Origin of the sequence: Roseinatronobacter thiooxidans (assembly GCF_001870675.1) — a bacterium.
GTDB classification, from domain to species: domain Bacteria; phylum Pseudomonadota; class Alphaproteobacteria; order Rhodobacterales; family Rhodobacteraceae; genus Roseinatronobacter; species Roseinatronobacter thiooxidans.
Genome location: NZ_MEHT01000001.1, coordinates 37,160 through 51,466, shown reverse-complemented (window position 1 = coordinate 51,466; position 14,307 = coordinate 37,160). Strand labels below are relative to the sequence as shown.

At 60.7% G+C, this 14,307-nt stretch carries 14 protein-coding genes; 10 read left to right on the top strand and 4 right to left on the bottom strand.

Annotated features, from left to right (window positions below):
* Positions 1-47: 47 nt before the first annotated feature.
* Positions 48-560, bottom strand: a complete 513-nt coding sequence (locus BG455_RS00225) for a DUF2478 domain-containing protein (protein WP_071467943.1) — start codon at positions 558-560, stop codon at positions 48-50.
* 71 nt (positions 561-631) lie between these two features.
* Here BG455_RS00225 and BG455_RS00220 point away from each other — a divergent pair, with 71 nt between their 5' ends.
* The 5 genes from BG455_RS00220 (at position 632) to BG455_RS00200 (ending at position 5,784) form a co-directional block, all read left to right on the top strand.
* Entirely contained in the window at positions 632-1,501 is an 870-nt protein-coding gene (locus BG455_RS00220) for a formate dehydrogenase accessory sulfurtransferase FdhD (RefSeq protein ID WP_177190856.1), read from the top strand.
* Positions 1,498-2,106 carry a molybdenum cofactor guanylyltransferase MobA gene (gene mobA, locus BG455_RS00215; protein WP_071467941.1) on the top strand — a complete coding sequence of 203 codons (609 nt, stop codon included), beginning with the start codon at positions 1,498-1,500 and terminating at the stop codon, positions 2,104-2,106. The genes BG455_RS00220 and mobA overlap by 4 nt, the downstream gene beginning before the upstream one ends.
* Positions 2,103-2,603 carry a molybdopterin-guanine dinucleotide biosynthesis protein B gene (gene mobB, locus BG455_RS00210; protein WP_071467940.1) on the top strand — a complete coding sequence of 167 codons (501 nt, stop codon included), beginning with the start codon at positions 2,103-2,105 and terminating at the stop codon, positions 2,601-2,603. The genes mobA and mobB overlap by 4 nt, the downstream gene beginning before the upstream one ends.
* Positions 2,600-4,717 (top strand): molybdopterin-binding protein, encoded by a 2,118-nt coding sequence (locus BG455_RS00205; protein WP_071467939.1) that lies wholly within the window; start codon positions 2,600-2,602, stop codon positions 4,715-4,717. The genes mobB and BG455_RS00205 overlap by 4 nt, the downstream gene beginning before the upstream one ends.
* Before the next feature lie 149 nt (positions 4,718-4,866).
* On the top strand, positions 4,867-5,784 hold the full coding sequence (locus BG455_RS00200) for a LysR family transcriptional regulator (RefSeq protein ID WP_071467938.1): 918 nt from the start codon (positions 4,867-4,869) through the stop codon (positions 5,782-5,784).
* A gap of 20 nt (positions 5,785-5,804) precedes the next feature.
* On the opposite strand, the gene rlmH is transcribed toward BG455_RS00200, so the two are convergent.
* Positions 5,805-6,275, bottom strand: a complete 471-nt coding sequence (gene rlmH, locus BG455_RS00195) for a 23S rRNA (pseudouridine(1915)-N(3))-methyltransferase RlmH (protein WP_071467937.1) — start codon at positions 6,273-6,275, stop codon at positions 5,805-5,807.
* A complete protein-coding gene (rsfS, locus tag BG455_RS00190; RefSeq protein WP_084386047.1) occupies positions 6,275-6,652 on the bottom strand; it encodes a ribosome silencing factor in 378 nt (125 codons plus the stop codon). The genes rlmH and rsfS overlap by 1 nt, the downstream gene beginning before the upstream one ends.
* A gap of 348 nt (positions 6,653-7,000) precedes the next feature.
* Here rsfS and leuC point away from each other — a divergent pair, with 348 nt between their 5' ends.
* From leuC to BG455_RS00170, 4 genes are all read left to right on the top strand, one after another.
* On the top strand, positions 7,001-8,419 hold the full coding sequence (gene leuC / locus BG455_RS00185) for a 3-isopropylmalate dehydratase large subunit (RefSeq protein WP_111361324.1): 1,419 nt from the start codon (positions 7,001-7,003) through the stop codon (positions 8,417-8,419).
* 65 nt (positions 8,420-8,484) lie between these two features.
* Entirely contained in the window at positions 8,485-9,090 is a 606-nt protein-coding gene (gene leuD, locus BG455_RS00180) for a 3-isopropylmalate dehydratase small subunit (protein WP_071467934.1), read from the top strand.
* A gap of 264 nt (positions 9,091-9,354) precedes the next feature.
* On the top strand, positions 9,355-10,203 hold the full coding sequence (locus BG455_RS00175) for a hypothetical protein (protein WP_071467933.1): 849 nt from the start codon (positions 9,355-9,357) through the stop codon (positions 10,201-10,203).
* Between the two features lie 41 nt (positions 10,204-10,244).
* Positions 10,245-11,321 carry an endonuclease/exonuclease/phosphatase family protein gene (locus tag BG455_RS00170; protein ID WP_071467932.1) on the top strand — a complete coding sequence of 359 codons (1,077 nt, stop codon included), beginning with the start codon at positions 10,245-10,247 and terminating at the stop codon, positions 11,319-11,321.
* On the opposite strand, the gene dapA is transcribed toward BG455_RS00170, so the two are convergent.
* On the bottom strand, positions 11,314-12,192 hold the full coding sequence (gene dapA, locus BG455_RS00165) for a 4-hydroxy-tetrahydrodipicolinate synthase (RefSeq protein ID WP_071467931.1): 879 nt from the start codon (positions 12,190-12,192) through the stop codon (positions 11,314-11,316). The genes BG455_RS00170 and dapA overlap by 8 nt on opposite strands.
* 132 nt (positions 12,193-12,324) lie before the next feature.
* Between dapA and BG455_RS00160 the strand changes: the two genes are divergently transcribed.
* Entirely contained in the window at positions 12,325-14,304 is a 1,980-nt protein-coding gene (locus BG455_RS00160; RefSeq protein ID WP_170124766.1) for a lytic transglycosylase domain-containing protein, read from the top strand.
* Positions 14,305-14,307 lie beyond the last annotated feature (3 nt).

Here is a 14,307-nt window from a genome sequence, read left to right as displayed (position 1 = left end):
CGCGCAGAAAATTCTGCGCGCCCGCCTTACAGGATTTTGGGCGAAGGTCAGGCCAGACGCGCGGCGCAGGTTTGCTCGCACCATGCCAGCAGGGCGGCATGGTCAGGCGCGATCGGCTGCGCCATATCGGCGCTATAGGCCAGAAACCCGTCCAGATTGTGCCGGTTCACCGCTGTAAGCACCGGAATCCCTTCGGTCAGTGCCTTGCCGATCACATGGCGAAAGCCGCGCCCCTCAACCTCGGATTTGCCGAATTTGTTGATGATCAGCAGCGCGGGGCGGCGGTCGAGATCAGCATCGACAAGCCCGACTGCGTTTTCCAGCCCCAGCGGGTCCAGCCGGCAGCCTTTGGAATGGGGGCCAAGATCCTGACTGATGCGCAAGGAATGCTCGTGCCCCAACACACGCAGGTCCATGTCGCACAACCTGTCGGGGCGTGTTTCGCGGTTAATCTGCACCACACCCGCCAGCGGCCAGCCGCGTGCATGCAGGCTTTGCGCCAGTTCGGCCAACAGCTTGTCTGCCGCGCCGCGCCCCTCTGCCGTGACATATCCCAACATGGGCCTGCCCTTTTCTTTTGCACATGTTATATGCCCATCTAGTGTGAAACGATCCGCAGGACCAGATGGCAATGTCCCAGCCCCCCCGTCATTTTCCCGACCCATCCAACCCGCGCCTGACCCGCGCGGTTGAAGGGCATGACCATACGGGTCAGCTGCAACAGATCCGCGTGGTGGAAGAACGGCCCCTGACCATATTTCTGAATGCGCAGGAAATTGTTACCGCCATGACGATTGGCGATTACCCCGAATATCTGGCGGTGGGCTTTTTGCGCAATCAGGGCATGTTGCGCGATGATGACCAGATCACCGCAGTTGACTATGACGACGATCTGGAAGTGGTGGTGGTGCGCACCACGCGCCAGACCAGCTATGAAGAGAAGGTGAAGAAGAAAACCCGCACCTCTGGCTGTGCGGTGGGCACTGTGTTTGGTGATATGATGGAGGGGTTGGAGGGGCTGACCCTGCCCCCGGCAGAGGTGCGCACAAGCTGGCTTTATGCTTTGGCGAAAGAGATCAATACTTTGCCATCGTTGTATCTGGAGGCAGGTGCCATTCATGGCACGGTTCTGTGCCACCAAACTGCAATGCTGGCCTATATGGAAGATGTGGGCCGCCATAATGCTGTCGATAAAATTTCTGGCTATATGTTCCAGCATGGTGTCAGCGGCGCGGATAAGATTTTGTATACCACGGGTCGGCTGACATCCGAGATGGTGATCAAGACCGCGCAAATGGGCATTCCTGTGCTGGCCTCTCGATCCGGCTTCACCGCTTGGGGGGTGGAGATTGCGCGCCAAGTGGGGCTGACGCTGATCGGGCGGATGCGGGGGCAGCGGTTTATCTGCCTGTCGGGCGAAGACCGGCTGATCCGCGATGCCGATATGGCCGCTGTCGCGGACGAGCCACGCAAAAGCCGCCGCAAAGGGGCCGAGGGATGAGCGCGCCATTGGGGGTTATTCTGGCAGGTGGGCAGGCCACGCGCATGGGTGGCGGCGACAAGGGCTTGCGCGTTGTGGCAGGCAAGTGCTTGCTGGACCATGTTCTTGACCGGCTTCGCCCGCAAGTGGGGCAGATTGCGTTGAACGCCAATGGCGCGCCCGCACGGTTTGATGATTTCGGCCTGCCGGTTGTGCCTGATTCCCTGCCCGACTGGCCCGGCCCTTTGGCCGGTGTGCTGGCGGGGCTGGACTGGGCGGCAGGGCAGGGGGCCGATGCCATTGTCACCGTTGCGGCAGACACCCCGTTTTTCCCCCGCGATCTGGTGGCCCGCCTGCAAGCGGCCGCTGGCCCCTCTGGTCTGGCGCTGGCGGCCACGCGTGAGGGGGGCAAGCTGTGGCGGCACCCGACATTTGGCCTGTGGCCTGTCGCGCTACGCGAAGATTTGCGCGCAGCCCTGACAGGCGGCTTGCGCAAAGTGGTTTTATGGACCGACACCCACGGCGCAGGCACGGCGGAATTTGAAACCGTGCCCTTCGATCCCTTCTTCAACATCAACACCCCCGAGGATATTGCCAGTGCCGAGCAGTTGGTGAGGCAGGCATGAATATCTATGGCGTGACGGGGTGGAAAAACACCGGCAAGACGGGGTTGATGGAACGGCTTGTGGCTGAAATGGTGGCGCGTGGGTTGACTGTTTCAACCATCAAGCACGCCCATCATGATACGGAAATTGACCATCCGGGCCGCGATTCCTACCGTCACCGCATAGCGGGCGCGCGCGAGGTGGTGCTCTCCTCGCCACGGCGCTGGGCGGTGATGCATGAATTGCGCGACCAGCCAGAACCGATGCTGGCAGAGTTGGTGACCCGCCTCTCGCCCGTCGATCTGGTGCTGATCGAAGGGTATAAGCGCGCCGACCACCCCAAAATTGAAGCCTACCGCACTGAGACAGGCCGCGACCTGCTGGCGCGCGGGAATGCCACCATTCGGGCCGTTGCGTCTGATGTGGCGGTTGATGGGCTGGAACAGCCTGTGTTTCATCTGGATGACACCCGCGCCATTGCCGATTTCATCCTGCGCGATCTGGGGCTGCGGGCATGAGCCAATTTGACCGCGTTCTGGTGGTGGACTGGTCGGCCAATGCAACGCCGAAACTGGGCGCGGATTCCATCTGGATCGGCAGCGCGGGGGCAGGGGCAGTGCCGCCCCGCAACATTTCCACGCGCGCGGCAAGCATGCAGGCGTTGCGCATCGAGATTGCCTCTGCCTTGCGCGCAGGACAGCGTATGCTTGTGGCCTTTGACATTGGCTTCGGGTTCCCGCGCGGGTTTGCCGCACATCTGACAGGCCGGGCCGAGGCGCTGGCGGTCTGGGACTGGCTGGCCGCACGCATCACCGATGACGCGCGCAACGGCAATAACCGCTTTGAGGTTGCAGCCGAGATTAACCGGCACTTCCCCGGTATCGGGCCGTTCTGGGGCAGGCCCAATGGCCGCGATCTGCCCGACCTGCCTGCCAAGGGCAACGCGCGCACAGGCCACGGGCTGGAAGAGCTGCGCGAGACGGAAGCGCTGTGTTCCGGCGCGCACCCGATGTGGAAGTTATACACCACCGGCTCTGTCGGGTCGCAAAGCCTGCTGGGGCAGGCGCATCTGGCCGCATTGCGTCAAGAATTCGGCGATGCGCTGTCGGTCTGGCCGATGCAGCAGGGCGCGGCACCTATTGTGCTGGTGGAAACCTATCTGTCGCTGATCGATCCGGCGGTGAAGCTGGCGCAAGGCTATGCCTGCAAGGATGCCGCACAGGTGGATTTGCTGGCGCGGGCCTTTCACCACGCGGATATGACGCAGCTTATGGCCGCGCCCGCCGCGCGCGAGACTTTGCGCGAAGAAGGCTGGATTCTGGGCGCAGGCCATGACGCGCATTTGTTGGCCGCGCTGGATGCGCCAGCCCTGACCCCGCCACGGCTGCGCAACGATTGTTTCGCCATGCCGCAGGGGGTGGACTGGGTGCCCGTGGACACTGCACTTGACCGGTTGCGCGCGGTCTTGCACCCGCTGACCGGCGTGGAAGATGTGCCCGTGCATCAGGCCGGTGGGCGCGTTCTGGCGCAAGATCTGGTGGCACGGCGCGCCAACCCGCCTGCCGCCAATTCCGCGGTCGATGGTTACGGCTTTGCGCATGACAGCTTGCAAGGGGATGGCCCCTATACATTGCCACTGGTGGCAGGGCGCGCGGCGGCGGGGCAACCCTTTGCGGGGGCAGTGGCGCGCGGATATGCGGTGCGCATCCTTACCGGTGCGATTCTGCCCGAAGGGGTGGATACGGTTGTGCTGGAAGAAGATTGCGCCAGTGACGCGGCGCGCGTGGCCTTTGACGGGCCGGTGAAGCCGCGCATCAACACGCGCAAGGCGGGCGAAGATGTTTTGGCGGGCGTACCCTTCCTGCACATAGGGCGCAGGCTGACCCCCGCCGATCTGGCACTCGCATCGGCGCTGGGCGTGGGCCATGTGCAAGTGCATCGCCGCTTGCGGGTGGGGGTGCTGTCCACGGGTGACGAATTGCTGGCCGATCCGGGTGCAGATGCGCAGCCACACCAGATTTTCGACGCCAACCGCCCCATGCTACTAGATATTGCGCGCAAATGGGGCCATGCGCCTGTTGATCTGGGGCATATGCCCGATGACCCGTCGCGCATTTCCGCTGCCTTGGACGCGGGCGCGCGAGAGTGCGATGTGATTCTGACCTCGGGCGGTGCCTCGGCGGGGGATGAGGATCATGTCTCGCGCCTGCTGCGCGAGACGGGCAACCTTAGCAGCTGGCGCATTGCCCTGAAACCGGGGCGTCCGCTGGCCTTGGCGCTGTGGGGGGGCGTGCCTGTCCTGGGCCTGCCCGGCAATCCGGTTGCGGCCTTTGTCTGCACGCTGGTTTTTGGCCGTCCGGCCCTGTCGCTGATGGCGGGCTGTGGCTGGCAAGCGCCGCAAGGGTTCATGGTGGAAGCCGCGTTTACCAAATCCAAGAAACCGGGGCGGCGGGAATACCTGCGCGCGCGACTGGATGCACAGGGGCGCGCAGAAGTCTTTGCCTCTGAAGGGTCTGGGCGGATCAGCGGGTTAAGTTGGGCAGAAGGGCTGGTCGAATTGCCCGATTGCGCAGCACAGATCGGCCCCGGTGTGATGGTGCGCTATATCCCTTTTTCCAGCTTCGGCCTGTAACCCGCGCACGGTCCGGCTTTGTCGCCAAAGACCCGTATATTTTGTCGAAAAGGCAAAGATTGTCGCAGTGCTGACCCGCCGCGACCGCATTCTTGCCCAATTTGTGGTGGAGTGTGTGATCAGATGATTTGATTTTGTAGGGCGTAATCATGGATAGATTGACCGAAATGGAAGCGTTTGCCACTGTTGTGGACCAAGGCGGGTTCACCGATGCGGCGCGCAAGATGGGAATTTCCAAATCGGCTGTGTCCAAGCATGTCTCGTCTTTGGAAACCCGCTTGGGCGCGCGGTTGCTGAACCGCACGACACGCCGCGTCAGCCCCACGGATATCGGCCTTGCCTATTACGACCGCGCGCGCCGCGTGCTCAATGACGCGGGCGAGGCGGATAATCTGGTCACCTCTATGCAATCGGCACCTTCGGGCATTTTGCGAATCGCTGTGCCAACCGATTTCGGCGCAACGCATCTGTCACCCGTGCTGGGCGATTTCCTAAACTGCTACCCCGATGTTTCGGTCAACATGGTGCTGAAGAACCGCTATGTCGAACTGATCTCGGAAGGGTTCGATCTGGCGATTCGCATGGGCGAGATGGATGACAGCAGCCTGCGCGCCCGCAAGATTTGCGAAGCCACGCAACGGCTGATCGCATCGCCCGCCTATCTGGAAAAACATGGTCGCCCCACGCGAATTGACGACCTCAATGACCACCGCCTGCTGTATTATTCGCACAATGCGGCCAGCTCGGTCTGGCGCATCTCGGCCCCGTCAGGCGAACAGCGGCAAGTGCGGTCTGCGTCCTGGTTCTCGGTTAATGACGGGCAATCGCTGCTGACAGCGGCCATTAACGGCTTGGGCATCGCCTATCTGCCAAGCTTCCTCTATGCGCCCGCAATGAAGGCGGGGCTGGTTGAAGATGTGATCCCCGATTTGCCGCGCGATGTGCAAAGCCTGTATGCTGTCTATCCGGCAGGGCGCTACACGCAGCCAAAAGTTCGCGCGCTTATCGATTTTCTGGTCGAGACATTCGGTGCGCGTTCGGCAGATGACTGGGAGTTGCGCAGCTGATCCGCGCCTTTGGGCAAGGCTCAGTCGCGGTGATAGGGGCTGCCTGCCAGAATTGTTGCGGCACGGTAGATCTGTTCACACAGCATGACCCGCGCCAGCATATGCGGCCAGACCATCGGCCCGAAGGATAACAGCTTGTCTGCCCTGTCGCGCAAGGGCGGGTCCAACCCGTCCGCCCCCCCGATCACGAATGCCAGATCACTGGTGCCACAATCACGCTGGCTTGCCAGAAACCGCGCGAAATCGCGCGAATCCATCATCTCGCCGCGTTCATCCAAGGCGATAACACAGGCAGATGCGGGCAGCGCGCGGTCCAGCAGCCGCCCCTGTTCGCGCGCTGTGGTGGCCTTGCGGTCATCCACCTCATGTTCCAGACAGGGGCCAAGCGACAATGCCCGCCCTGTCCGGTCAAACCGCAGGATGTAGTCGTCGATCAGGGCGCGCTCTGGCCCTTTGCGAATGCGCCCGATCGCGCAGATATGCAGCCGCATCAGGCGACAGGCGTGGTGCCTGTATCCTGCCACATCTTTTCAAGCTGGTAGAATTCGCGCACTTCAGGACGGAAGACATGGACGACAACATCGCCCGCATCGATCAGCACCCAATCGCCGACTTCCTTGCCCTCGCACCGCGCCGACAGGCGGAAGGTTTCTTTCAGGCGGTCAAGAAGTTTCTGTGCAATCGCGGCAACCTGTCGGGTCGAACGCCCTGTACAAATGACCATATGGTCCGCCATGGCGGTTTTCCCCTTCAGGTCGATCGTCAGAATGTCTTCGGCCTTGTCGTCGTCAAGCGAAGTTAAAACCAGCTCCAGTATTGCATCACTGCTGATGGGGACCGCGCGCGCGGTGGCTGGGTGGGCCGCAATGGCGGTCGTGTCAGTGTAAGACAGAGACCTGTCCTCCTGTAAAGCGTGTTGACAATGTCAGTATAACATTGGTGGGGTGATTTCTCAATGATCGCGTGCATGACTTCGCAGTATGGTGAAGCCAAAAATAACGCTTCTTGAGCAGTCTAGTCTTCTACCGTTGCCATAACGCTGATTCGGGCGTATTTACCAGCCCATGAAACGTTTTTTTGACATGTCAGACCACGCGCGCCTGCCGCAGCGCTTTGAACGTGACGCAAGGTCCGTGCTCGCACGCCTATACTGATCCCGGATTCCGGCCCAAGGGCCGGTCGTTCAGTCTGCAAAGCACCTTCCCATCCGAGAGAGATCGCCATGCCCAAGACCCTGTATGATAAAATCTGGGACGCTCATGTTGTCCATGAAGATAAAGACGGCACCTGCCTTCTGTATATCGACCGCCACCTTGTTCACGAAGTGACCAGCCCGCAAGCCTTTGAAGGGCTGCGCATGTCCGGGCGCACGGTGCGTGCCCCCGAAAAGACAATCGCGGTGCCAGATCACAACGTGCCCACCACGCCCGACCGCGAAAACGGCATCGAGAATGAAGAATCGCGCATTCAGGTTGATGCGCTGGATCGCAACGCGCGTGAATTCGGCGTGAATTACTACCCCGTCAACGACATCCGCCAAGGGATCGTGCATATCGTCGGCCCCGAACAGGGCTGGACCTTGCCCGGCATGACCGTGGTCTGCGGCGACAGCCACACCGCCACCCATGGGGCATTCGGCGCGCTGGCCCATGGGATCGGCACTTCCGAGGTCGAGCATGTTCTGGCCACGCAGACTTTGATCCAGCAAAAATCCAAGAACATGAAGGTCGAGATCACAGGCTCGCTGCGCCCGGGCGTCACGGCCAAGGACATTACCCTGTCTGTCATTGGCGCCACCGGCACTGCCGGCGGCACGGGCTATGTGATCGAATATTGCGGCCAAGCCATCGAGGAATTGTCGATGGAAGGGCGCATGACCGTGTGCAACATGGCTATTGAAGGGGGCGCGCGCGCAGGCCTTATCGCGCCCGATGAAAAGACCTTCGCATATGTCAAAGGTCGCCCCCATGCCCCCAAAGGCGCGCAATGGGATGCGGCGCTGGCATGGTGGAAGACCCTGAAATCCGACGCGGATGCACATTGGGACAAGGTCATCACGCTTAAGGGCGAAGAGATTGCGCCTGTTGTCACATGGGGCACCTCGCCCGAAGATGTGCTGCCAATCACAGGCGAAGTGCCCGACCCCGCCAGTTTCGCAGGCGGCAAGGTCGATGCCGCGCGCCGCGCGCTGGAATATATGGGCCTGAAGCCGGGTCAGAAACTCACGGATATCGAGATTGATACTGTCTTCATCGGCTCTTGCACCAATGGCCGCATCGAAGACCTGCGCGCCGCCGCCGCCATTCTCAAAGGCCAGAAAATCAAACCGGGCCTGCGGGCGATGGTCGTGCCCGGCTCTGGCCTTGTGCGCGCACAGGCCGAAGAAGAAGGGCTTGCGCAAATCTTCCTCGATGCGGGCTTTGAATGGCGGCTTGCGGGCTGTTCCATGTGTCTTGCCATGAACCCTGACCAGCTTTCACCGGGCGAACGCTGCGCCGCCACCTCGAACCGCAATTTCGAAGGGCGTCAGGGCCGCGGGGGGCGCACACATCTGATGTCGCCCGCCATGGCCGCCGCTGCCGCCATCACCGGCCGCTTGACAGATATCCGCAAGATGATGGCACAGACTGCCTGATTTTCTTGCTTAAAATACTCTGGGGTCCGGGGCAAAGCCCCGGTGCTTCGGTCAGGAGAGACAGAATGGATAAATTCACCACACTTACCGGCGTTGCCGCGCCCATGCCCTTGGTCAATATCGACACGGATATGATCATTCCCAAACAGTTCCTGAAGACGATCCAGCGTTCGGGGCTTGGCAAGAACCTGTTTGACGAGATGCGCTTTGACGATGATGGCAACGAGATTGCGACATTCGTGCTGAACCAGCCCGCCTATCGCAACGCGCAAATTCTGGTGGCGGGCGACAATTTCGGCTGCGGCTCATCGCGCGAACATGCCCCTTGGGCGCTGGCGGATTTCGGCATCCGGGTCGTTATCTCGACCAGCTTCGCTGACATCTTCTTCAACAACTGTTTCAAGAACGGCATGCTGCCGATCGTGCTGCCGCAAGATCAGGTTGATCTGTTGATGGAAGATGCAAGCAAGGGCGCGAATGCGCGCATCGCGGTCGATCTCGAATCGCAAACCGTGACCAGTTCTGACGGGCAAGTGTTTTCCTTCCAGATTGATCCGTTCAAGAAGCATTGTCTGCTGAACGGGCTGGATGATATTGGCCTGACTTTGGAGAAAGTATCTGCAATTGATACTTTCGTGGCGCAGGCTGCGCAGGCGCGGCCTTGGGTCTGAGCTTGTAAATTAAAGCCAATTTTTACGGCACCCCAGTCGGGTGCCGTAATTTTTCCATGAATTTGATGCAAACGCGCGACAGTTTCTTCTCGAAATGGCCACGGCTTTGGCTGATCCTCTGAATACATCTTGTGAGGATCGGTAAAAATGGGCAACATTGTGTCAAAACAAAGGCAGTCGCTGCCACAATGGTTGCGGCGTGGACAAACAATAGAGTCTGGAACAACCAGTAATATGGCCCAGAGGCGAGGCAGTCGGATTTCAATGTTGCAAGTGGCACAGCTTTTACTGCGCGGCTTTCTTGTTGCGTTTGTGTTCCTGTGTCCGGCGCTGCTGCTGCCTGAAATTTCACAAGATGTCGCCCAAGGCGTCACGTTTCTCGCCATTCTGGCGGCAATCGTGGTGATGACAGAATATTCGGCAGCCTATCCCGGGTTGATCGAGTTTCGGGACGCAAAGCCTTATAACCGCGCGCGTTTCCTTTTGCTGGTTGTTGTTGTGCTGTCGGTCACTGCGTTGCAGCGTGAAATCGCGCTTTATTCAGGGGCAGCGGGGATTTTCACAAGCCTTGCGATTGTGCTTGGCAATATTCTGAGCTTTTCGTTCAGTCCGGTGGCGCTGCTTGTAGCCTCTTTGCCGCAGGGTCTATCGGTCGAGCATTTGGCAATCGTCAAGGTCAGCGCCGCGCTGGCCTATACCCTGTCGCTGGTTGGGCTGGGGGTGTTTCTGATCGGGCTGATGCTGGGCTATTGGCCGCGCCGCGCCGAAATCTTCAATGTCTGGGTGAATCTGCCCAATTTTGATCCCACCAAAGGCGTTGATATCGTTCAACGGCTGGAACGCGACGCACAAATTAACGTCGTATTAGGGATTATCATGCCATTCTCTTTGCCAGCGTTGCTGCATCTGTCCACATTTCTGGTGCAGCCGGTGACATTGGAAACGCCTCTGGCGTTGGTATGGGGGGTCTCGCTCTGGGCGTTCATTCCGGTTACATTGGTGATGCGCGGCGTTGCGATGTATCGCGTGGCGCAGCTTATTCGGGCGCAGCGCAGGCGGGTTGCCGAAGCGCAAGATGCCGTGCCCTTGCCACCGCAATCTGCCTATTCCTGAACCTTTTTCTGGTTTCGCCTGTTGCGGCCTCCGACACACCTTTGTCGGGTGCCCGCTCTGACAGTTTGCGGCTGGTATTCTGGCGCATAGATCTGGCCACGCGCGGCCCGGGCTACGCCTTGCGCGACATGCTTGCAGGGGCCGAGTTGCCCTCTCGCAAGGCCGAAATCATCGCCCATCTCGCCCCCGATATTCTGGTTCTGTCGGGGCTGGATTATGACCATGGTCTGGTCACTCTGGGTGCTTTTCAGGACATGATCGCCGCGCGCGGCGCAGATTTGCCCCATGCCTTTGCGTTTCCATCGAATGCCGGTCTGCGCACGGGCCATGACATGTCGGGCGATGGCCGCGACGACACGCCTGACGACACGCAGGGTTACGGGAGTTTCGCGGGTCAGCGCGCGCTTGCGCTGCTTTCCCGCCACCCGATCGATACGGATCGCGCGCGCGATTTCTCGCATTTCCTGTGGCGCGACCTGCCAGATGCGCGCTTGCCTGCGCTGGACCCCGCAGTTCTGGCAGGACAACGCCTTTCCAGCACAGGGCATTGGGACATCCCTTTGCACATAGGCGAGGGGCAGCGCCTGCACCTGCTGGTGTACCAAGCAGGCCCGCCCGTATTCGGCGGGCGAAGCGCGCGCAACCTGTATCGCAACCATGACGAGACGGCGTTTTGGCTTGCCTTGCTGCACGCGCAGTTGCCGATGCCGCCACCACAGGGGCCGTTTGTTGTGATCGGGGGCAGCAATCTTGACCCATTTGATGGCGATGGCCTGAACAGTGCCATGCTTGCGCTGCTGAGCAGTCCCTTGCTGCAAGACCCCCGTCCCGAAAGCGAAGGGGCAGTGCAAGCGGCAGCCAATGAATTCAGCGCCACGCATACCGGGCCAGATGCGCAGGATACGGTTTTATGGCCCCACGCGCCCGGCAATTTGCGTGTCAGCTATATTTTACCATCAGCCGATATGCGCGTGCTTGCCAGCGGGGTGTTCTGGCCCGCGCGGGGCAGCCCCGACGCGACGTTGCTAGATGGGCCGGATGCCACGCCCATAACCCACCGGCCCGTTTGGGTGGATATTGACCTGCGCAGTCTCCGCCCCGTGACTGTGCTTAATTGATCAAGCCTGCATGGCGCATAGCCGCATCCATTTTGTCGCGGGCATCTTGTGTCAGGCCAAGAAGGGGCAGGCGCACGTCTTCAGTGCATTTGCCAAGGCGCGACAGGCCGTATTTGGCGGCCACCAGACCGGGTTCCACGAAAATGGCCAGATGCAGCGGCATCAGTATGTCATGAATTTCCAACGCGCGCGCATAATCGCCTGCCAAGGTTGCTTCCTGAAATTCGGCGCACAGACGCGGGGCGACATTCGCGGTCACGGAAATGCAGCCAACGCCACCTTGGGCGTTGAAACCGGGTGCTGTGGCATCCTCGCCCGAAAGCTGGATAAAATCCGGCCCACAGGCCAGACGTTGCTGGCTAACGCGCTCCAACTTGCCAGTTGCATCCTTGACCCCGATGATGCGCGGCAATTCCGCCAATCGCGCCATCGTATCTGGCATCATATCGACGACCGACCGACCGGGGATGTTGTAGATGATGATCGGCAGCTCGCAACATTCATGCAGGGCGGTGAAATGTGCGATCATTCCCGCTTGCGTGGGTTTGTTATAATAGGGCGTCACGACAAGCGCGGCATCGGCCCCGACCTTTTCGGCGTGGCGCATGAAGCTGATGGCTTCCAGCGTGTTATTCGACCCTGCGCCCGCGATGACCGGAACACGACCGGCGGCGGCTTTCACGACTTCTTCAATCACAAGCAGATGCTCGGCATGGCTCAGCGTCGGGCTTTCGCCCGTGGTGCCAACCGGCACCACCCCATGAGAGCCTTCGTCGATCTGCCATGTCACCAGCGCATGCAGCGCGTCAATATCAAGCGCGCCATCTTTCAACGGGGTGACCAGTGCTGGAATGGACCCTCTGATCTGCATGCGCGCCTCCTCGGTTGCGTGTACGGGGCAAGATGCGGACCAAATGTGATTGCGCAATTGTGTCTTGCCGCCCTGACCGAGGCGGTTAGAACTATCGAGAGTGTTTTTCAAGGTGAAAAAGGGGCGCGCATCATGGGTCGGAGAAGTGCCTTGGCATTATGGCACTGGGGTATGGCCCTGTGTTTCGTCGGAATATGGGGCCTGTCGCCCGCATTGGGGCAAGAAACCGCACCGCCCCCGCGTGCGGCGGGGCTGCTGTCCAGCGCATTGGACGCCGCGCAATCGGGCGATTGGCAGGGCGCACGCGCACGCGCGGCGCAGACAGACCCTGTCGCGCAGGATATCATTGCGTGGCAAGCCCTGCGCGCAGGGAATGGAAGTTTTTCCGATTATGTCGCGTTTCTGGACAACAAAGCGCATTGGCCGCTGATCAATACTGTCGCCCGAGAGGCAGAGGCCTTGCTGCCCAGCCAAAGCACATCAGACATTCTGTCCTTTTTTGAACAGCGCGATCCTGTGTCGGAACAGGGCTGGATTGCAAAGGTCTTTGCCCTGCGCGATGTGGGGCGCGAAGCCGAAGCCGAAGCACTGGCCCAACGGTTGTGGCGCGAAGAGCCTTTGGGCGGTGAAAGCGAATTGCGGCTGCTGCGCAGTTTCGATGGGGGCTTGCAGCCCTATCACGCAACCCGCGTCGATATGCTGCTGTGGCGCGGAGAGCGTAGCGCCGCCCAACGCCATCTGGACCGCATCAGCGCGGACGAACAGCGCGTGGCGCGTGCGCGCATCGCCTTGCAAGAACGCGCGGCAGGGGTGGATGCCCTTGTCGCGGCGGTGCCCGATGCGCTGCAAAGTGATCCGGGGCTGATGCATGACCGCTTTCAGTTCCGCATGCGCGCGGGCAATCATGACGGCGCGGCAGAGTTGATTCTGGCGCAGTCGCGCGCGGCAGAGGGGTTGGGGATTGCCGAATCGTGGGGGCGCAGCCGCATTTTTCTGGTGCGCAGCGCGCTGTCGGAGGGTGCGTTTCAGCGCGCCTATGATCTGGCCACGCCGCACGGGTTGGATGATGGGTTGAGTTTCGTCGATCTGGAGTTTCTGGCCGGTTTTGTCGCGCTGGAACATCTGGGCCGGCCTGCCGATGCGCTGCCGCATTTCCGCGCGTTGCAGGTGCGCAGCACCAGCCCGATCACATTGGGGCGCGCAGGCTATTGGCAGGGCCGCACCCATGAGGCGCTTGGCGATGAGATTACCGCACGCGCCGCCTATGAATTCGGGGCCGAGCATCAGACCAGTTTTTACGGCCAACTTGCCGCCGACAAGCTGGGCATGACGCTGGACCCTGCGCTGATAAACGGGCCGGACTATCCAAATTGGCGCGACACTGCCCTTGCAGAGTCTGACCTGTTGCAAGCGGCCTTGTTGCTGCGAGAGGCAGATCAATGGCACGAGGCGCGGCGCTTCATTCTGTTTCTTGCGCGGCAATTGACCGAAGAAGCAGAGATCGGCGCGCTGGCAGATTTGATGCTGGATCTGGGAGAGCCGAATTTCGCGCTGAACATCGCCAAGCTTGCCGTGCAAAACGAGATTGTCTTGCCGCGCGCCTATTTCCCTGTGACGGAACTGGCCAGAACGGCGCTGCCTGTGCCGACTGATCTGGTCAAGGCCATTGCGCGGCGCGAAAGCGAATTTGACCCCGCCGTTGTCAGCCCCGCCGATGCGCGCGGGTTGATGCAGGTCTTGCCCGGAACAGGGCAGATGATGGCGCGCAAGTTGAATGTCCCGTTTGAGGCGGGTGACCTGACGCGTAACCCCAGCCTGAACGCCCAGCTTGGCGCGGCCTATCTGGCAGAGTTGCGCGACGAATTCGGCCCTTCGCTGGCGCTGGTGGCTGCGGGCTATAATGCGGGGCCGGGCCGCCCGCGCCAATGGATTCCGCGCCTTGGCGACCCGCGCGATGTCTCGGTCGATTTTGTTACATGGGTGGAAAGCGTGCCTTTCGCCGAGACGCGCAATTACATTATGCGTGTGGCAGAATCGCTTGTGATCTATCGCTCGCGTCTTGCTGGTACGCCGCAACCCATTGAGATGGAGCAGCTTTTGCGCGGCAGATAAGGG